Annotated in this window: 15 protein-coding genes; 8 read left to right on the top strand and 7 right to left on the bottom strand. The window is 73.9% G+C overall.

The features are described from left to right. A partial coding sequence (locus ACH4FX_RS25075) for a hypothetical protein (protein WP_398482453.1) occupies positions 1-333 on the top strand: 333 nt, incomplete at its 5' end. A 566-nt stretch (positions 334-899) separates the two neighbouring features. Here the strand turns inward: ACH4FX_RS25075 and proC are convergent. Continuing rightward, positions 900-1,709, bottom strand: a complete 810-nt coding sequence (gene proC, locus ACH4FX_RS25070) for a pyrroline-5-carboxylate reductase (RefSeq protein ID WP_398482451.1) — start codon at positions 1,707-1,709, stop codon at positions 900-902. A gap of 350 nt (positions 1,710-2,059) precedes the next feature. Between proC and ACH4FX_RS25065 the strand changes: the two genes are divergently transcribed. From ACH4FX_RS25065 to ACH4FX_RS25055, 3 genes are all read left to right on the top strand, one after another. Then, on the top strand, positions 2,060-2,461 hold the full coding sequence (locus ACH4FX_RS25065; RefSeq protein WP_398482450.1) for a hypothetical protein: 402 nt from the start codon (positions 2,060-2,062) through the stop codon (positions 2,459-2,461). 231 nt (positions 2,462-2,692) lie between these two features. Continuing rightward, positions 2,693-4,294, top strand: coding sequence for a SulP family inorganic anion transporter (locus tag ACH4FX_RS25060; protein ID WP_398482476.1), 1,602 nt, complete (start codon positions 2,693-2,695; stop codon positions 4,292-4,294). A 93-nt stretch (positions 4,295-4,387) separates the two neighbouring features. Continuing rightward, a complete protein-coding gene (locus ACH4FX_RS25055) occupies positions 4,388-5,797 on the top strand; it encodes a M1 family metallopeptidase (protein ID WP_398482448.1) in 1,410 nt (469 codons plus the stop codon). A 165-nt stretch (positions 5,798-5,962) separates the two neighbouring features. Here the strand turns inward: ACH4FX_RS25055 and ACH4FX_RS25050 are convergent, their stop codons facing one another. Together ACH4FX_RS25050 and ACH4FX_RS25045 are read right to left on the bottom strand one after the other, a co-directional pair. Beyond that, positions 5,963-6,478 carry a hypothetical protein gene (locus ACH4FX_RS25050; RefSeq protein ID WP_398482446.1) on the bottom strand — a complete coding sequence of 172 codons (516 nt, stop codon included), beginning with the start codon at positions 6,476-6,478 and terminating at the stop codon, positions 5,963-5,965. A 112-nt stretch (positions 6,479-6,590) separates the two neighbouring features. After that, entirely contained in the window at positions 6,591-6,968 is a 378-nt protein-coding gene (locus ACH4FX_RS25045) for an SH3 domain-containing protein (RefSeq protein WP_398482444.1), read from the bottom strand. A 154-nt stretch (positions 6,969-7,122) separates the two neighbouring features. Here ACH4FX_RS25045 and ACH4FX_RS25040 point away from each other — a divergent pair, with 154 nt between their 5' ends. Continuing rightward, entirely contained in the window at positions 7,123-9,483 is a 2,361-nt protein-coding gene (locus ACH4FX_RS25040; RefSeq protein WP_398482443.1) for a PQQ-binding-like beta-propeller repeat protein, read from the top strand. Positions 9,484-9,517: 34 nt separating this feature from the next. Here ACH4FX_RS25040 and ilvD read toward each other — a convergent pair whose 3' ends face one another. From ilvD to ACH4FX_RS25025, 3 genes are all read right to left on the bottom strand, one after another. Further along, the gene (gene ilvD / locus ACH4FX_RS25035; RefSeq protein WP_398482441.1) at positions 9,518-11,368 is read right to left on the bottom strand and encodes a dihydroxy-acid dehydratase; all 1,851 of its coding nucleotides are present in this window, start codon (positions 11,366-11,368) and stop codon (positions 9,518-9,520) included. 289 nt (positions 11,369-11,657) lie between these two features. After that, a complete protein-coding gene (locus ACH4FX_RS25030; RefSeq protein ID WP_398482474.1) occupies positions 11,658-12,470 on the bottom strand; it encodes a sugar phosphate isomerase/epimerase family protein in 813 nt (270 codons plus the stop codon). 56 nt (positions 12,471-12,526) lie between these two features. Further along, the gene (locus ACH4FX_RS25025; protein WP_398482439.1) at positions 12,527-13,459 is read right to left on the bottom strand and encodes a Ppx/GppA family phosphatase; all 933 of its coding nucleotides are present in this window, start codon (positions 13,457-13,459) and stop codon (positions 12,527-12,529) included. Between the two features lie 93 nt (positions 13,460-13,552). Here ACH4FX_RS25025 and ACH4FX_RS25020 point away from each other — a divergent pair, with 93 nt between their 5' ends. After that, complete coding sequence (locus ACH4FX_RS25020; protein WP_398482437.1) at positions 13,553-14,395, top strand: hypothetical protein; 843 nt, start codon at positions 13,553-13,555, stop codon at positions 14,393-14,395. 106 nt (positions 14,396-14,501) lie between these two features. Here the strand turns inward: ACH4FX_RS25020 and ACH4FX_RS25015 are convergent, their stop codons facing one another. Continuing rightward, a complete protein-coding gene (locus tag ACH4FX_RS25015; RefSeq protein ID WP_398482436.1) occupies positions 14,502-16,481 on the bottom strand; it encodes a sigma-70 family RNA polymerase sigma factor in 1,980 nt (659 codons plus the stop codon). Positions 16,482-16,670: 189 nt separating this feature from the next. Between ACH4FX_RS25015 and radA the strand changes: the two genes are divergently transcribed. Both radA and disA read left to right on the top strand, forming a co-directional pair. Further along, the gene (gene radA / locus ACH4FX_RS25010) at positions 16,671-18,083 is read left to right on the top strand and encodes a DNA repair protein RadA (RefSeq protein WP_398482434.1); all 1,413 of its coding nucleotides are present in this window, start codon (positions 16,671-16,673) and stop codon (positions 18,081-18,083) included. Between the two features lie 203 nt (positions 18,084-18,286). Continuing rightward, entirely contained in the window at positions 18,287-19,438 is a 1,152-nt protein-coding gene (disA, locus tag ACH4FX_RS25005; protein WP_398482432.1) for a DNA integrity scanning diadenylate cyclase DisA, read from the top strand. The last annotated feature ends 21 nt before the right edge of the window (positions 19,439-19,459 follow it).

Genomic DNA, 19,459 nt, shown 5'->3' with positions numbered 1-19,459 from the left:
TCTGGCGTTGACTTTTGGCACGCTGTTGAGTTCTCAAGGAACGGACGCTTCCTTCGGTCCCGTTTCACCGGGCCCTCCGGGCGCTTCCCTTCGGTCTTGCGTTTCCGACTCTATCAGATCCTCGCGGTCCTGATTTCCGCCGGTGCGTTTCGGCCTTTCGGCTTCTGCGCGGTTCCAACCTTACCAGATCCGTTCGGCGTTTCCGCTTTCCGTTTCCGGCTCCCTGCTGGAGCGGGCCGGCCGTCCGGCTTTCGCTTTCCGGCCTTTCCGACGTTATCAGATCCGTTTTCCGTTCCGGGCTTCCGGTTATGGAAGCGGTCGGTTCGAATGTGAATCCGAATTTCCCCGTCGGAGGGGGTTGTTCGCGCCTTCCGGCGTGATCACTACTTTAGCGGCTTTTCCCGGTGACTCATAATCGAGTCGCGGTCGAATTCCGGCATGCCGAAATCCGTCCCGTTCGGGAGTCGTGCAGGTAGTGATGGTGCCGTTTGGCGTGAGGGGCTGTCACGGCGCCGGTCGGCTCCGTGACAACTCGGAGAACACTACATGAGGGGTTGGGGCGCTTCAAACCCGCCTCGACGGCCGTTTCGCGTCTCTCCTCGCAGCCGGCCGATGGGCCTGGCGGTCCGCTTCGACCAGCGCTACGGGCACACGTTCGTGGTTTCGAAGGTGACGTACCCGGCCGTGGCCGCGCGGGTGAGGGACGGCGCGCTCAAGAAGGACACGGCCGAGGTGGTGGTGGAGCTGCTGCGGCCGGTGCGGGCGTGGCCACCGCGCGGGTCTTGTGCGGCGGTGGCCACGGGCCGGCCGGGCCGGGTCCGATTCCGTACGTACGGGGCCGGGCGGGCCGGTTCCGTACGGGGGCGTGGCCGGCCGGGTTCCGTGCGTACGGAGCGGGGTCAGCCGTTGCCGGAGGCCAGTTCGCGGCTGCGGTCGCGGGCGGCTTCGAGGGCGGCGATCAGGGCGGCCCGTACGCCGTGGTTCTCCAGTTCGCGGATGGCGTTGATGGTGGTGCCGGCCGGCGAGGTGACGTTCTCGCGCAGGGTGACCGGGTGCTCGCCGCTGTCCCGGAGCATGGTCGCCGCGCCGATCGCGGCCTGCACGATCAGGTCGTGGGCCTTGTCGCGCGGGAGGCCGAGCAGGATGCCGGCGTCGGTCATCGCCTCGACGAGGAAGTAGAAGTACGCCGGGCCGGAGCCGGAGAGGGCGGTGGCGGCGTCCTGCTGGGTCTCCGGGACGCGCAGCGTCTTGCCGACGGTGGCGAAGATCCCCTCGGCGCGGGTGAGGTGCGCGGCGGTGGCGTGGGTGCCGGCCGAGATGACGGACATGGCCTCGTCGACGAGGGCCGGGGTGTTCGTCATGACGCGGACGACCGGGGTGGCCGCGGGCAGCCGCTCCTCGAAGAAGGCGGTGGGGATGCCGGCGGCGCCGCTGATGACGAGGCGGTCGGCGGGGACGTGCGGGGCCAGCTCGGTGAGCAGGGCGCCCATGTCCTGCGGCTTGACGGTCAGGATGAGGGTGTCCGCGCTCTGGGCGGCCTCGGCGTTGGTGACGGGGGTGACGCCGTAGCGGGTGCGGAGCTGGTCGGCGCGTTCCGGGCGGCGGGCGGTGACCATGAGGTCGGTGGGGGCCCAGCCGCCTCGGATCATGCCGCTGAGGAGGGCCTCGCCGATTTTTCCGGTGCCGAGTACGGCGACCTTCTGGGTCATGTTGCGGTTCACCTCGCCGGTGGGGCTTCGGGTACGGCGGCCGGGCGGGCCGCGCGGTGCCCGGTCATCCTCGCATCGCCTAGGTCGTCGGGGAGCGCCCTGAGAATCGGCTGCACGTGTCCCGCGGGGCGAACAGGCCGTACAGGAGGAGCTGCGGCATCAGGACGGCGGGCAGCTCGGCACGTCAAGGGCGGGCGCGCTCCGGCGGGCGCCGTAGTGATCGGAATCGACTGTTCCTTTTCGCTGACTCAGCGTTTACACGACGGTTACACGGCGACTCGCGCAAAGTCATGTCGCGGTGGACAGAATGAAGTTGACCGCCCAACCATGCGGGAAGAGGGGGCGACGCCATGCGCCGCGTGCTGCTGTTCGTCGTGGCAGCACTGCTGGCGTTCCCGGTCGGCGCCGAGGGCGCGTACGGGCGGGCGCCCGGGGCCGGGATCACGGCCGGCGCCGGGACCGGTGTGCGGGCCGCCGGCGTACGGGGTGCGCTCGACGCCGTCGCGCCGTACGCGTACGAAGAGGGCGGGCCCGCGGACTCGGTGGCCGAGCGCTGCCCGACCGGCCGCGCCGCCCGGTCCACGACCGGTGTGCCGGCCTTCCACCCCGGCGACCAGACCAGGTGCGCGAGCGACCCCACGGTCCCGCCGGCCGCCGGCCCGTCGCCGACGGCCCCGGTCACCGGACACCGTGCCATGCCTCTGACACGTTCGGGGCAGCTTCCGATCAGTCATCGCGTCTTTCGCTGCTGATCCGCTTCGGCGGTGACCGACGGCTGGTGACCAGTGGCTGGTCACCGCCACCCCCCATCACCGGCGAAAGATCTCCCGGCCGCGCCTGCCGACAGGCGCCCCACGGGCCGTCCCCCGTGCCCGCGCAGCACCCCTTCACGGATCGATCCGGACATCCGTACCTCCGCACGGCACACGTCCGTGCCGTGCGTTCCACCGCAACGCGCTGGAGGCATCCTCATGCGGAAACTCATGGCCATACGCCCGGATTTCACCGCTTCCCTCGTCGTCTTCCTGGTCGCCGTACCGCTGTGCGTCGGCGTGGCCGTCGCCTCCGGCGTCCCGGCCGAACTCGGCCTCGTCACCGGCATCGTCGGCGGCCTGCTCACCGGGCTGCTGCCCGGCAGCAGCCTCCAGGTCAGCGGCCCGGCGGCCGGACTGACCGTCCTCGTCTACGAAGCGGTGCAGGAATTCGGGCTGAGCACGCTGGGCGCGCTGGTGCTGGCCGCCGGAGTGCTTCAGCTCGGGATGGGCGCGCTGCGGCTGGGGCGGTGGTTCCGCGCGATCTCCGTGGCCGTCGTCCAGGGCATGCTGGCGGGCATCGGCCTCGTCCTGATCGCCGGCCAGCTGTACGCGCTCACCGACGCCAAGGCCCCCGGCACCGGCCTCGCCAACCTCGGCGGCCTGCCGGAGCTGGCGGCCGACACGGTCTGGTCGGACCAGGCGCTGACCGCGACGGCGATCGGCGTCGGCACCATCGCCGTCCTGGTGGTGTGGCCGCGCTGGCAGCGCGCGGCCCGCGTCCTGCCCGCACCGCTCGCGGCGGTGATCCTGGCCACCGCCACCGTCGCCGCGCTCCGGCTGCCGGTCGCGCGGGTGGAGGTCGAGGGGCTGCTGTCCGCCGTACAGCCGCCGGGGGGTGCGGACTTCGCCCGGCTGGTGGGCGTCGGCGCGATCGGCACCATCCTGGCCTTCGCCCTCATCGCGTCCGCCGAGTCGCTGTTCAGCGCCGCGGCCGTGGACCGGCTGCACGACGGACCGCGTACGGACTACGACAAGGAGCTGATGGCGCAGGGCGCGGGCAACACGGTGTGCGGGCTGCTCGGCGCGCTGCCGATGACCGCGGTGATCGTCCGCAGCTCCGCGAACGTCCGGGCGGGGGCCCGTACGAAGGTGTCGCGGGTGCTGCACGGCGTCTGGCTGCTGCTGTTCGCGGCGGCGTTCCCGACGGCGCTGGGCGTCGTGCCGCTGGCCGCCCTGGCGGGGGTGCTCGTCCACGCGGGCTGGAAGCTCATTCCCGTACGGGATCTCGTGCCGCTGTGGCGTGAGCACCGGGGCGAGGCCGTGGTGCTCGCGGGAACCGCCATCGCGATCGTCGTCACCAACATGTTCGAGGGTGTCGTCATCGGGCTGCTGATGGCGGTCGCGAAGTCCGCCTGGGAGACCTCGCACGCGCACCTTGAGGTGTCGGGGCTGGCGGAGAGCGGGCCCATCCGGGTCCGCGCCCTGGGCAACGCCACGTTCCTGCGGCTGCCCAGGCTGCTGGACCAGTTGGAGGCGCTGCCGCGCGACCGGGCCGTCGTCCTGGACCTCTCCGGGCTGCGGCACCTGGACCGCGCCTGCGCGGCGGCGCTCGGCAGCTGGGCGGAGCGGCGGCGGCCGGCCGGTGATCCGGACGCGGACGCGGGCGGGACGGGGGCCGGGGACGGCGCGGGGCCCGGCGGCGGTGCGGGGTCCGGCGGCGGTCCGGGTCCGGTGGGCGGGCCACGGCCCGGCGCCCCGCGGGGGACGGCTCCCGGTGCCGGTGCCGCCACCGCCACGATCGCACCGACAGCCGGACATAAGGGTGGATAAGCACCGTTAAGCGGAAGGGGGCGGCGTTGCGGGGCCAAAGGGCCGTAGGGTCGGGGAGCTTGATCACCCCGTCCCCACGACCCTAGGAGCCCCGTGACCCGCCGGCCTCTCCGCTCCTGCGGTGCGACCGCCGCGCTCTCCGTCGCCCTGCTGCTGTCCTCCTGTACGAGCGCGACCCGGCTGGACGGCACGGAGGGCGCGGGCAGCGTGCAGGACCCGCTCTTCCCCGCCCTCGGCAACGGCGGGTACCAGGTCGGCCACTACGGGCTCGACCTGGATTACGACGTCCGCGGCGGCACACTGGACGCCACCGCCGAGATCAGCGCCACGGCGCAGGAGGACCTCGCCTCCTTCAAGCTGGACCTCCAGGGGATGAAGGTGCACGGGGTGCGGGTGGACGGCAAGGACGCCCAGTTCTCGCGCAAGGGGCACAAGCTGACCGTCCGGCCGGCGGAGCGGCTGAAGAAGGGCGCCGCGTTCCGGACGACGGTCGAGTACGACGGCACGCCGGAGGAGATGACGGACCAGGACGGCGCCACCGAGGGCTGGGTGCGGACCGGGGACGGGGCGTTCGTCGCGGGCCAGCCGGCCGGGTCCATGACGTGGTTCCCCGGCAACAACCACCCGCGCGACAAGGCCGCGTACGACTTCAGGATCACCGTGCCGGACGGCTACACCGCCGTCGCCAACGGGGAGCTGCGCAGCCGCAAGAGCGCGAAGGGCCGGACCACCTTCGAGTGGCACAACGCCGAGCCGATGGCCTCCTACCTCGCCACCGCGACGATCGGGAAGTTCACCGTCACGGAGACGCGGACCAAGGGCGGGCTGCCCGTCTACACGGCGGTGGACCCGGCGGAGGCCAAGGAGAGCGCGGGGGCGCTGGACCGGCTGGACGAGATCCTGGACTGGTCGGTGAAACGGTTCGGCCCGTATCCGTTCACCACCGCCGGGGCGATCGTCGACCGTACGCCGGAGCGGGTCGACTGGGGCGCGCTGGAGACGCAGACCAAGCCGGTCTACGCCGGGGCGCCGGACGAGGGCACGGTGGTGCACGAGACCGCGCACCAGTGGTTCGGCGATTCGGTGACACCGAAGACCTGGAAGGACATCTGGCTCAACGAGGGGTTCGCGCAGTACGCGGAATGGCTGTGGGAGGAGGACAAGGGCGGCCGTACGGCGCAGCAGCAGTTCGACGAGCTGTACGAGACGGACGAGGACGACGAGGAGATCTGGGGCTTCCCGCCCGGCGACCCGGGCGGCCCGGAGAACGTGACCGGCGATCCCGTCTACAAGCGCGGCGGCATGGTCCTCCAGCAGCTCCGGAAGGCCGTCGGCGACAAGGTGTTCTTCTCGATCCTGAAGGACTGGCCGGCGGAACACCGGCACGGCAGCGCCGACACCCGGCAGTTCATCGAGTTCTGCCAGGACCGTACGGACGAGGACCTCACGGACCTCTTCGACGACTGGCTGTACGGGGAAGGAAAGCCGGACTGGGAGTACTGAGGCGCGGCGGGACGTGCGGGCGACCGGTAAAGGGCTTCCGGCCGCCGTTCGCACTTCGGTTCACCGTGCGGGACGGCGTGATCGTGCGGCACCACGTCCACGAGGACGGCCTGGCGATCGCCGTGGCCCGCACGCCCGGGGAGTGAGACGGGCGCGGCGCAGGTCTCAGCCGCGCTTCTTCTTCGTCTTCTTGGCCGCCGGGTTGCCCGTACGCGCCTTCCGGCGGCGCTCGTAGCGCTCGCGTTCCGCCTCGTACTCGGCGCGCCGCAGCCCCTCGCCCGGCGCCTCGACCAGGGTGCGGCAGAAGTAGGCGAGCAAGGAGCCGATGAAACCGATGAGCTGCATGCTCTGCGCGGACCGGTCGACCGGGCGGTCACCGGCCGCGTCGGCGGGGCGGGTCAGCCGTTCCCATGTACGGCGGAAGGCGACCGCGCTGCACACCGCGAAGCAGGCCACGATGAGGGCGTTGAGGAACGAGCCGACCTCGGCGATCTGAAGGCCCTGGAAGGCGAAGCGCAGCACCACCGCGCCGGCGGCGGCGAGTGCCAGGGAGCCGACGGCGGTCCCGGCCCGGCGCAGGCCGTAGCCGCCGTCGTGGTGCAGCCAGGTGGTCCCGAAGAAGCGGATCGGGACCGGTTCGGGGCCGGACCGGTCCGGGGCGGGCGGTGTCTCGTCGCTCATACCGGCGATTATCCCTGGTGGGCCGGGGTGCCCGGGGACGCGCCCGGGCGGGCCGGGGACGCCGCGCACCGGGGCGGGCCGGGCCGTCCCGTGCCCGGCCGGCTCCGGCCGGTCAGTTGGCGCAGCGCGGTGCCACGAGGCCGTCACTGCCGGTGTGCACATAGCTGTCCGAGACGTACTCGCCGGGCGCGATGCAGTCCCAGATGTCGGTGGTGCCGTACGGGCCGCTGACCCGCTGGCCGTGGCGCTGGCAGCGGATGGTGACCCGCGCGCCGTACGGGAGCTGCCGGACGACGGAGGCGCCGGTGCTCGGGCCGCTGCGGACGTTGACGCGGTAGCCGGGCGCGACCGGGTAGGAGGCCGCGGTCGCCGCCATCGCCTCGGCGGCCACGCCCTCGGCCGCCGTGACCGCCTCCGCCTCCGCGACCGCCGCGGCGCCGTCCGTGCCGGTGCCGTCCGTACCGACGGTGTTCTCAGGCGTGCTGCTCATGCGTACTCCCCGTTGCGTGGTCCCGGTGTCGCGGCCCGGTCCGCGTGCCGCGGCCGGTGCACCGCGCACGCTAGCAAGCCTCACCTGTCCCGTACGCACCATCGACTAGGCTCCGTGCGTCGCATCTGCGGCCCATGGACACGGGGGTGGGAAGATGCCGCCGCTGCGCGGTTCAGAAGCGGACCCGGAAGCGGAACGTCCGCGATACGCCGGCCGGTACCGTCTGGACGCGCGCCTGGGCTCCGGCGGGATGGGTGTGGTGCACCTGGCGCGGTCGTCGTCGGGGCTGCGCCTGGCGGTGAAGGTGGTGCACGCCGAGTTCGCCCAGGACCCCGAGTTTCGCGGCCGGTTCCGGCAGGAGGTGGCGGCGGCGCGGCGGGTGAGCGGCGCGTTCACCGCGCCGGTCGTGGACGCCGACCCGGACGCCGGCCGCCCCTGGATGGCCACCCTCTACATCCCCGGGCCGACCCTCGGCGACCATGTGAAGCGCAACGGCCCGCTGGCGCCCGCCGAGCTGCGGCGGCTGGCCGCGGGCCTGGCCGAGGCGCTGCGCGACATCCACCGGGCGGGCGTGGTGCACCGCGACCTCAAGCCGGGCAACGTGCTGCTCGCCGCGGACGGCCCCAAGGTCATCGACTTCGGTATCTCGCGCCCCTCGGACAGCGAGATGCGCACCGAGACCGGCAAGCTCATCGGTACGCCGCCGTTCATGGCGCCCGAGCAGTTCCAGCGCCCGCGCGAGGTGGGCCCGGCGGCGGACGTCTTCGCGCTGGGCTCGGTGCTGGTGCACGCGGCGACCGGGCGGGGGCCGTTCGACTCGGAGAGCCCGTACATCGTCGCGTACCAAGTGGTGCACGACGAGGCGGATCTGACGGGCGTTCCGGAGGACCTGGCGCCGCTGATCCGCACCTGCCTGGCGAAGCACCCGTCCGACCGGCCGACGCCGGACATGCTGATGCGGATGCTGCACACCGAGGTGCCCACCGAAGCGCACGACGACCTGCTCGCGAGTATCCCGGACACTCCGGTCGCCCTTGTGCCGGAGGGCGGCCGTTCGCCGGAGGGCGCCCCCGCTCCGGAGGACGCGCGCGTGCCGGCCCAGCGGGAGCCCGTACGGATCGCCCCGGCGCCCGTGCCGTCCGCCGCGCCGGACCCGGCCGGGGCCACGCACGTACGGGACCGGCAGCCGGAAGCGGCCCCGGAAGCGGAAGCAGAAGCGGAGGTGGGACCGGGAGAGGGAGCGGGACCGGACGCCGCCGCGCCCGCCGCGGGAAAAGAGACGTCCCGCGCCCCGCGTGGCGCCCGCCGCTGGGCCGTCTGGACCGGCGTGGCGGCCGTGCTGGCCGGTGCGGGGATCTTCGCGGGCGTACGGTTCCTGGGCTCCGGCGACGACCCGGCGCTCCAGACGCGCACCGCCGGCAGCACCGCCCCGGCCTTCCGCCCCTGGCACACGCCGCTGGTCCAGCGGCCCGCCGGGTACCCGGCCGAGACGCCCTTCTGCGCGTACGGCGCGAACGCCCTGTTCTGCGTCGAGCGGGGGCTGAAGGCCGCGCGGGTCGAGCCGGGGAACGGCACGGTGACGTGGCGGCGGGCGAGCGGGCCGGTGCACAAGGGCGACACCCCGCCGGGCGCTCCGGTGTTCTCCGGCGGACTGCTCTACGTACGGTCCCCCGACGGCAAGCGGCTGGAGGCGCTCGACCCGTCGCCCGGCGGGCAGGGGGCGACGCGCTGGAGCAAGGAGCTGGCCGGGTACGCGCCCGAGGTCCGGTTCGTGGGCGGCACCATGCTGCTGACGGCGGCGGACGGCCTGGTCACCGCCCTGGACAGCGCCACCCACCAGGAGCGCTGGCACAAACGCTTCCCCGCCCAGCCGCTCGGCCAGTTCACCGCGTACGGGGACGGCCGTACCGCCTACGCGGCCACCGTCGCGGCCGACGGGGCCACCACCGTGGTCACCGCGATCGACCCGGCGCACGGCACGGTCCGCTGGGAGCGGCGGCTGCCCGGCGCGCTCACCGTGGTGGGCGCGAGCGCGTCCGGATCGGTCTACCTGACCGCCGCCGACCCGCTGATCGTCACGCGCACCGCGGCCGTCGTCCGCTACGACCCCGGAACCCACCGGGTACGGCGGCTGCCGCTGGCCGCGCCGGTGGACGACGCGGCGGCCGTGGTACGCGGCGAGACGGCCTATGTGCTCGCGGCCGGCGGCACCCTCCAGGCCGTCGGCGACCGGCACTGGACCGTGGAGACCTCCGTCAGCCGGGCCTCGGCGCCGGTGCTCGCCCCGGCGGACGACCGGCTGTACTTCACCGGCGCCGACGGGCGGCTGCTGGCCGTGGACACCCGGCGCGGGGCGCTGCTCGGCCAGACGCCGCCCCGGCTCGCCACCGGCCGCAGCGGGTACCTGGAGAAGCTGCCCGCGCCGCTGCCGGACCCGCGGCACGGCCGGATCTACGCGGCGGCGCCGGACGGTTCGGTCTTCGCCGCGGACGCGACGGACCCCGCCCGCTGGTGACGGCGGACGGGGCCCACGAGGCCGGGGGCCGGGCTCAGCCCAGCTTGGTCACGTCGCGCACCGCGCCCTTGTCGGCGCTGGTGGCCATCGCCGCGTAGGCGCGCAGGGCCTGCGAGACCTTGCGCTCGCGCTGCTTCGGCGCGTACACGCCGCCCAGCGCCGCCCGGCGGGCCGTCAGCTCCGCTTCCGGCACCAGGAGTCCGATGCTGCGGTTCGGGATGTCGATGCGGATCCGGTCGCCGTCCTCGACCAGGGCGATGGTGCCGCCGGAGGCCGCCTCGGGGGAGGCGTGGCCGATGGACAGGCCGGAGGTGCCGCCGGAGAAGCGGCCGTCGGTGACCAGCGCGCACGTCTTGCCCAGGCCGCGGCCCTTGAGGAAGGACGTCGGGTAGAGCATCTCCTGCATGCCGGGGCCGCCCTTGGGGCCCTCGTAGCGGATGACGACCACGTCGCCGTCCTTGACCTGCTTGCCGAGGATCTTCTCGACGGCCTCCTCCTGCGACTCGCAGACCACGGCCGGGCCCTCGAACGTCCAGATCGACTCGTCGACGCCCGCGGTCTTCACCACGCAGCCGTCCTCGGCCAGGTTGCCCTTGAGGACGGCCAGGCCGCCGTCGGCGGAGTAGGCGTGCGCGAGGTCGCGGATGCAGCCGCCCGCGGCGTCCAGGTCGAGGCTGTCCCAGCGCTCGGACTGGGAGAAGGCGGTGGCGGAGCGCTTGCAGCCGGGCGCCGCGTGCCACAGCTCGACGGCCTCGGGGGACGGCGAGCCGCCGCGCACGTCCCAGGTCTTCAGCCAGTCCGCCATGGAGGAGCTGTGCACGGTGTGCACGTCCTCGTTGAGCAGCCCGGCCCGGTACAGCTCGCCCAGGATGGCCGGGATGCCGCCGGCCCGGTGCACGTCCTCCATGTAGTACGTGCCGCCCGGGGCGACGTTCGGCGCGACCTTGGCCAGGCAGGGCACCCGGCGGGAGACCGCGTTGATGTCCTCCAGGCCGTAGTCCAGCCCGGCCTCCTGGGCGGCGGCCAGCAGGTGCAGGATCGTGTTCGTGGAGCCGCCCATGGCGATGTCCAGGGCCATGGCGTTCTCGAAGGCGGCGCGGGAGCCGATGCTGCGGGGCAGCACGGTCGCGTCGTCCTGGTCGTAGTACCGCTTGGTGATCTCCACGACGGTGCGGCCGGCGTTCTCGTACAGCGCCCGGCGGGCGGTGTGGGTGGCCAGCACCGTGCCGTTGCCGGGCAGCGACAGGCCGATGGCCTCGGTCAGGCAGTTCATCGAGTTGGCGGTGAACATGCCGGAACAGGAGCCGCAGGTCGGGCAGGCGTTGTCCTCGATACGGAGGATGTCCTCGTCCGAGACGCTCTCGTCCACCGCGTCGGAGATGGCGTTGACCAGGTCCAGCTTGCGGACCGTGCCGTCGACGAGGGTCGCCCGGCCGGCCTCCATGGGGCCGCCGGAGACGAAGACGGTGGGGATGTTCAGGCGCATCGCCGCCATCAGCATGCCCGGGGTGATCTTGTCGCAGTTGGAGATGCAGATCAGCGCGTCCGCGCAGTGCGCCTCGACCATGTACTCGACGGAGTCGGCGATCAGGTCGCGGGACGGCAGGGAGTAGAGCATGCCGCCGTGGCCCATGGCGATGCCGTCGTCGACCGCGATGGTGTTGAACTCGCGGGCGATGCCGCCGGCCTCCTTGATCGCCTCGCTGACGATCCGGCCGACCGGCTGGAGGTGGGTGTGGCCCGGCACGAACTCGGTGAAGCTGTTCGCCACGGCGATCACGGGCTTGCCGAAGTCCTCGCGCGCTACGCCCGAGGCCTGCATGAGCGCGCGGGCGCCGGCCATGTTGCGGCCATGGGTGACGGTGCGGGACCTCAGCTCGGGCACGTGGATCCACTCCCTCGGGTGCGTGTACGTCTCTCGTACGCCCAGTGCGCGTACGTACGTGAATCAGTCGAGACTACGCCCCGGCTCCAAGATCTGGACAGCGAATCCGGCATGTGAGACGAGTGACCGCTGTGCGGACACCCGCCGCGGGGCGCTTCCGCCCGGTCAGGGACCGGTCAGGTGCTGCTGCGGCGCAGGATGCGTTCGCGCGCGCCGGGGCCGTCGCCGGAGTCCGTACGGGAGGGGCGGCCGCGCCTGCGGGTGCCCCGGGCCCCGGTGGGGCCGGGGGTCACGACCCCGGCACCCACGTCGGCGACGCCAGGTGCAGCCGGGTGAAGGCCAGTGCCTCCGCGAGGTCCGCCTCGCGCTCGGCCCCGGACATCGCCCGCCGGGTGTTGACCTCGATCACGATGTGTCCGCCGAAGCCGGTGGCGGCCAGCCGCTCCAGCAGCTCGGCGCAGGGCTGCGAGCCGCGCCCCGGCACCAGGTGCTCGTCCTTGTTGGAGCCGTTGCCGTCGGCGAGGTGGATGTGCGCCAGGCGCTCGCCCATCCGGTCGACCATGTGCAGGGCGTCGCTGCGGGAGGTGGCGGTGTGCGAGAGGTCGACGGTGAAGTGCCGGTAGTCGTCCTTCGTCGGGTCCCAGTCCGGCGCGTACGCCAGCATCTCGCGGTCCCGGTAGCGCCACGGGTACATGTTCTCGACGGCGAACCGGACGTCCGTCTCGCTCTCCATCCGCCACACTCCGCGGACGAACTCGCGGGCGTAATTGCGCTGCCACCGGAAGGGCGGATGGACGACCACCGTCGACGCGCCGAGCTTCTCCGCGGCGTTGCGCGCGCGCTGCAGCTTCACCCAGGGGTCCGTGGACCACACCCGCTGCGTGATCAGCAGGCACGGCGCGTGCACGGCCAGGATCGGCACCCCGTGGTAGTCGGAGAGCCGGCGCAGCGCCTCGATGTCCTGGCTGACCGGATCGGTCCACACCATGACCTCGACGCCGTCGTAGCCCAGGCGCGCGGCGATCTCGAAGGCCGTCGCCGTCGACTCCGGATACACCGAGGCCGTGGACAGGGCGACCTTCGCATCCGGGATGCGCACCACTGGCTCCGTCACGAGGGACAGGGTACGGGCCGCCGCCGACGGGCGTCGGCGGCGCCCTACCCCGGCGGCAGGTGGTCCAGGTGGCGCAGGATCACGCCCTCGCGCAGCGCCCACGGGCAGATTTCCAGCGTGCGCACGCCGAACAGGTCCATCGCGGCCTCCGCGACCAGCGCCCCGGCGAGCAGCTGGCGCGAGCGGCCCTCGGAGACGCCGGGCAGCTTGGCGCGCTCCGCGCCGGTCATCCCCGCCAGCCGCGGCACCCACTCCTCCAGCGCCTTGCGGTCCAGCTCACGCTGGGCGTAGAGGCCGTCGGCGGACCGGGCGGAGCCGGCGATACGGGCCAGCTGCTTGAAGGTCTTGGAGGTGCCCACGACGTGGTCGGGCGTGCCGAAGCGCGTGAAATCGCTCACCACCCGCCCGATTTCGGCCCGTACCCGCTTGCGCAGCGCCCGTATGTCCTCCGCCTCCGGCGGATCGCCCGGCAGGTCGGCCGCGGTCAGCCGGCCCGCGCCGAGCGGCAGCGACACCGCCGCGTCCGGCTGCTCGTCCAGCCCGTACGCGATCTCCAGCGAGCCGCCGCCGATGTCCAGCACCAGCAGCCGGCCCGCCGACCAGCCGAGCCAGCGGCGGGCCGCCAGGAACGTCAGCCGGGCCTCGTCCTCGCCCGAGAGCACCCGCAGCGGTACGCCGGTCTCCAGGGCGACCCGGCGCAGCACGTCCTCCCCGTTGGCCGCCTCGCGGATCGCCGAGGTGGCGAACGGCAGCACGTCCTCGACGCCCTTGTCCTCCGCGACCTGCACCGCGGCCCGGACCGTGGCCACCAGCCGCTCCACACCCGCGTCGGCGACCGCGCCGTCCTCGTCGAGGAGTTCGGCCAGCCGCAGCTCCGCCTTGTGGGAGTAGGCGGGCAGCGGACGCGCGCCCGGGTGCGCGTCCATCACCAGCAGATGGACCGTGTTCGAACCCACATCGAGGACACCGAGTCTCATACCGTTGAACCTACTGCGGGCGGACGGGCGCCGACGGCGAGCCCCCGGCCTCGGGATGACGGCACCGGGCACCGGCCGTCTTAGGCTGGAGCCGTGGCTAAGACGAACAAGGCGAAGCAGGAAAAAGCCCTGAAGAAGGCGGAAAAGCAGCGTGCTGCGCGTGCGGCGCAGGAGGCGCAAGGGGCTCGGGCCGACGAGGTCGGCGGTCTGGACTTCGCCCGCGCCTGGGTCACCTTCCCCGACCCCGCCGACGACGAGCAGGTCTTCCGCTGCGACCTGACCTGGCTCACCTCCCGCTGGACGTGCATCTTCGGCAGCGGCTGCAAGGGCATCGAGGCGGGCCGGGCGGACGACGGCTGCTGCACGCTCGGCGCGCACTTCTCCGACGAGGAGGACGAGCAGCGGGTCGCGGAGCACGTGGCACGGCTCACACCCGACCTGTGGCAGTTCCACGATGTCGGTACGTCCACCGGCTGGACCCAGGAGGACGAGGACGGCGACCGGCAGACCCGGCGCTGGAAGGGCTCGTGCATCTTCCAGAACCGCCCCGGCTTCCCGGCCGGCGCCGGCTGCTCGCTGCACATCCTCGCGCTGCGCGAGGGCCGCGAGCCCCTGGAGACCAAGCCGGATGTGTGCTGGCAGCTGCCGGTCCGGCGTACCTACGACTGGATCGACCGCCCCGACGACACCCGCGTCCTCCAGGTCACCATCGGCGAGTACGACCGCCGCGGCTGGGGCCCCGGCGGCCACGACCTGCACTGGTGGTGCACGTCGGCGACCTCCGCGCACGGAGCGGGCGAGCCGGTCTACGTGTCCTACGGGCCCGAGCTGACCGAGCTGATGGGCAAGGAGGGCTACGCCCGCCTCGTCGAACTCTGCGAGGAACGTCTGGCGGCGAGCCTGCCGATGGCGCCGCATCCGGCGGATCCGAAGTAGGAGTGCGGAAGTACGGGAGTACGGATGTCCGGGGGCGCGCGGTGGTGGCCGCGTAAGCGCCCGGGGTGTGGGCGGCTCGCGGTGGCGGGCGGCGCGCACCCGCCGGTCAGCCCGCCGTGCCCGTCGCGCTCGGTGACGGGCTCGGCCCCGTGGTCGGCCCGCCCGTCGCCGGTGGGGACGTGGGACTGGGGGTGGGCGGCACCGTCGGCCGGTCCGTCGGCTCCGGTGCCGACGAGGTCGGCCCGGTCCCGGGGCGGGGGCCGGGACCGTCCCCCGGGGGTTTTCCGGGCCCCGGCCCGTGGCCGCCGCCCCCTTCGCCCCATCCCTCCAGCGTCACCGTCGTCCCGCCGGGCGCCAGGGTGACCCGCGCGTTCCAGTACCCCTCCGGCTCCCGGCCGTGGTCCACGGTCACCACGACCGTGGTGGACTCGCCGGGCCGCAGCACCCCGGCCGTGGCGCTCGGCCGGAGCCACGGCGCGCCCGCCCGCGCCGACCAGTGGACCGGCGCGCCGCCGGACGCGGTGAGCGTGACGGCCGTGCCGCCGCCGCCCGGCCGCGCCGTGACGGTCAGCCGCCCGGGGCCGGTGCCGGAGCGGTCCGGTTCGCCGGGCCGCAGCAGCATGCCGTCCGCGCCGACGACCTGCACCGAGACGGCGGGCAGCCCGCTCGCGGAGGCGAGGTGCGGCCCGGCGGACGTCCGTGCGCTGCTCGCGTTCTGGTACGAATCGCCGTCGAACGTGCCGGCGCCGGCCGTCTCGCCGGCCGCCACCGCAGGTCCCTCCGCCTCGGCCGACGGCGCGCCCCGGTAGGCGGCCCACAGGGCGAGCACCGGCGCCGCCAGCACGGTGGCGAGCACCGTCGTGGTCACGGCCCGGGTCCGCGCCCGGCGCCGGCGGGTCGCCGGGTCCTTGGGGCGGACGGGGAATCCGCGCCGGTCGTAGCGAGGAGAACCGTTTACGCCGCCCGAGCGCCCGGTACGCCCGGAGCGCGGCGAGGTACCCGCGCCCGCCACCCCCTCGGCGCGCCCCGAACGCGAGCTCTGCGCCGCCGCCATGGCGGTGTGCACCGCCGTGCGCGGGGTGCCGACCAGCGGCAGCGCGCCGTGATCAAGAGGGGCGGTGCCCGGCCAGGGCCCGTGGGCGGTGGCCCGCTCGGCCGTACGGCGGCACTCGGCGCAGTCGTCCACGTGCCGGACCAGCTCCCGGCGCAGGGCGGCGCCCAGCAGCATCTGGGAGTCACCGGCGAGTTGGGCGACGTCCGGGCAGCGGCCGAACTCGACGACGGCGAGCGCGGCGCGGGTGCGCTCGACCTCGCAGGAGGCGGCGGCCAGGAGGGTGCGGGTGGCGGCGAGATCGCCGCCGAGGACCGCGGCGACCTCTTCGGTGGACAGGCGGTGGCGTACGGCCAGTTCCAGCGCCTCGCGCTGCTCGGGGGTCGTGCCGGCGGCTTCCGGCCAGGCCAGGGAGGCCAGGTCCCGGCGGCGGCGCGCCGCTTCCGGGGTGCCGTCGGACCCGGCCGGGGCGCCGAGGGCGGCGGACGCGCCGGTGCCGAAGGTCGTGCCGGCGCCGGACGCCGCCGGGGCCGTGCCCGACGGGTCCGTACCGGGTGCGGGCGGGTCCGCGGCCGTGGCGGGCGAGCCCGCGGCCGTGGAGGAGGGGCCCGCGTCCGGAGCGGGCGTTCCCCCGCCGGAGGGAACTCCGCTGTCCGCGCCGGCTCCGGACCCGCCGCGAGCCCCGGTTCCCGGCCCGGTTCCGGGCCCGGCCCCGGTACCGTGGTCGGCTCCGTCCGGCCACCGGTCGGCGAGCCGCCGCAGGCAGCCCCACCGGGCCAGCGCGTACAGCCAGGAGCGGTAGAGGGCCGCGTCGGAGGGCCGCCGCCCGTGGTGCCGCTCGGCGACGGCGAGCACCTCGCCGAGGACGGCGGTGGCCGCGTCGTGGTCGCACAGGACGGACAGGCAGTAGGTGAACAGCCCGTCCAGGTGGGGCTCGTACCGCTCGGGGAGGCGCGGCCGGCCGCGGCGCCGGCCGTCGTCGTGCGCCTGATGTGCGCCGGTGGCGTGCGTGGGGTGATCGGACCTGCTGCTCATCACCCGGCGACGGTAGGCGGGGGATGCGGGACCTATCGCGCCGCACGGCCTCATTTAATCCATACGGGTGATGTTCTCCCTCAAAAGGGGACACGAGACCCGTGTTTCACCCTCGACTTCCGCGTTCACGGCCCGTATCCGGACCGGACGGCCCCGGCGTTGTCACACCCCGCCGCTACGGTGAACTCCATGGCGACTCGTAAATCCTCGGCCAAGGAGCGGCCCTCGTACCGCTGCACGGAATGCGGCTGGACCACCGCGAAGTGGCTCGGCCGCTGCCCGGAGTGCCAGGCGTGGGGCACGGTCGAGGAGTTCGGCGGCGCCCCCGCCGTCCGTACGACCGCGCCGGGCCGCGTCACCACCGCCGCGCTGCCCATCGGCCAGGTGGACGGCCGGCAGGCCACCGCCCGCTCCACCGGTGTGGACGAGCTGGACCGGGTGCTCGGCGGGGGCCTGGTGCCCGGCGCCGTGGTGCTGCTCGCCGGCGAGCCCGGCGTCGGCAAGTCCACCCTGCTGCTGGACGTGGCCGCCAAGGCCGCGAGCGACGACCACCGCACGCTGTACGTGACGGGCGAGGAGTCCGCCAGCCAGGTGCGGCTGCGGGCCGACCGCATCGGCGCCATCGACGACCACCTGTACCTCGCCGCCGAGACCGACCTGTCCGCCGTCCTGGGACACCTGGACTCGGTCAAGCCGTCGCTGCTGATCGTGGACTCCGTGCAGACCGTCGCCTCCCCCGAGATCGACGGCGCGCCCGGCGGCATGGCGCAGGTCCGCGAGGTGGCCGGTGCCCTGATCCGGGCGTCCAAGGAGCGCGGCATGGCCACCCTGCTGGTCGGCCACGTCACCAAGGACGGCGCCATCGCCGGCCCCCGCCTCCTGGAGCACCTGGTCGACGTCGTGCTGAACTTCGAAGGCGACCGGCACGCCCGGCTGCGCCTGGTGCGCGGCGTCAAGAACCGCTACGGCACCACCGACGAGGTCGGCTGCTTCGAGCTGCACGACGAGGGGATCATCGGCCTGGCCGACCCGTCCGGGCTCTTCCTGACCCGCCGCGACGAACCGGTGCCCGGTACGTGCCTGACGGTCACCCTGGAGGGCCGCCGCCCGCTGGTCGCCGAGGTGCAGGCGCTGACCGTCGACACGCAGATCCCGTCCCCGCGCCGCACCACCTCCGGCCTGGAGACCTCCCGCGTCTCGATGATGCTGGCCGTCCTGGAGCAGCGCGGGCGGATCGCGGCCCTGGGCAAGCGCGACATCTACAGCGCCACGGTCGGCGGCGTGAAGCTGACCGAACCGGCCGCCGACCTGGCCGTGGCGCTCGCGCTGGCCAGCGCCGCCAGCGACACACCGCTGCCGAAGAACCTGGTCGCGATCGGCGAGGTGGGGCTGGCGGGCGAGGTCAGGCGGGTGACGGGCGTGCAGCGCCGACTGGCCGAGGCGGCCCGGCTCGGTTTCACCCACGCCCTGGTCCCGGCCGATCCGGGCAAGATCCCGCCGGGCATGCGGGTGCTGGAGGTGGCCGATGTGGGCGAGGCGCTGCGGGTGCTGCCCCGGCGTCCGCGCCGGGAGGCGCCGCGCGAGAAGGCCCCGGCCGAGTAGGGCCGGCCCGCGCGGGGAGCCCTGCCGCGCGGACGGACGACGTGACTTTGCAGACAGCCTCTAGCCTGGGCGCCGGTAGACTTTGCCCCGGTCTCGCCTGTCAATGAAGTCATGCCGTCGGCCCGCGCAGCCCGTGAGCTGCGTGACCAAGGCATCTGCCGGGCGGCCTGCGGCACCGACAGACCTTGCGACGGAGGAGTGCAGTGGCAGCCAACGACCGGGCATCGTCGTCTGGTGGCAGGTCCGGTTGGGGGCCGCCCACCCGGAGGTCGGGCGACGGCGGTACGGAAGGTCTGATGCGGGCCTCGCTGAGCGCCGTGGCGCCCGGCACGGCGCTCCGCGACGGTCTGGAGCGCATCCTGCGCGGCAACACCGGCGGTCTGATCGTCCTCGGTTTCGACAAGACCGTCGAGTCGATGTGCACCGGCGGCTTCGTGCTGGACGTGGAGTTCTCGGCGACCCGGCTGCGCGAGCTGTGCAAGCTGGACGGGGCCCTGGTCCTGGACAAGGACATCACCAAGATCCTGCGGGCCGGTGTGCAGCTGGTCCCGGACGCCTCCATCCCCACCGAGGAGACCGGCACCCGGCACCGCACCGCCCAGCGCGTCTCGATACAGGCCGGTTTCCCGGTCGTCTCGGTCAGCCAGTCGATGCGTCTGATCGCGCTGTACGTGGACGGTGAGCGCCGCGTCCTGGAGGAGTCGGCGGCCATCCTCTCCCGCGCCAACCAGGCGCTGGCGACCCTGGAGCGCTACAAGCTGCGCCTGGACGAGGTCGCCGGCACCCTGTCCGCGCTGGAGATCGAGGACCTGGTCACGGTCCGGGACGTCACCGCGGTCGCGCAGCGGCTGGAGATGGTGCGCCGGATCGCCACCGAGATCGCCGAGTACGTGGTCGAGCTGGGCACGGACGGCCGGCTGCTCTCCCTCCAGCTGGACGAGCTGATCGCGGGCGTCGAGCCGGAGCGCGAGCTGGTCGCCCGCGACTACGTCCCCGAGCCGACCGCCAAGCGCTCCCGCACGGTGCCGGAGGCGCTGTCCGAGCTGGACGCCCTCAGCCACGCCGAGCTGCTGGAACTGCCCATCGTGGCCCGCGCCCTGGGCTACAGCGGCTCGCCCGAGACGCTGGACTCGGCGGTCTCGCCGCGCGGCTTCCGGCTGCTGGCGAAGGTGCCGCGGCTGCCGGGCGCCGTCATCGACCGCCTGGTCGACCACTTCGGCGGCCTGCAGAAGCTGCTCGCGGCGAGCGTGGACGACCTCCAGGCGGTGGACGGGGTCGGCGAGGCCCGCGCCCGGTCCGTGCGCGAGGGCCTGTCCCGCCTGGCGGAGTCGTCGATCCTCGAACGGTACGTGTGAGCCGGGCCGCGTAAGCGGTAC

The organism is Streptomyces sp. NPDC018019, assembly GCF_044327805.1.
GTDB lineage: Bacteria > Actinomycetota > Actinomycetes > Streptomycetales > Streptomycetaceae > Streptomyces.
Note: the sequence above shows the minus strand (reverse complement) of the source record. Positions and strands in the feature narration are given on the sequence as shown.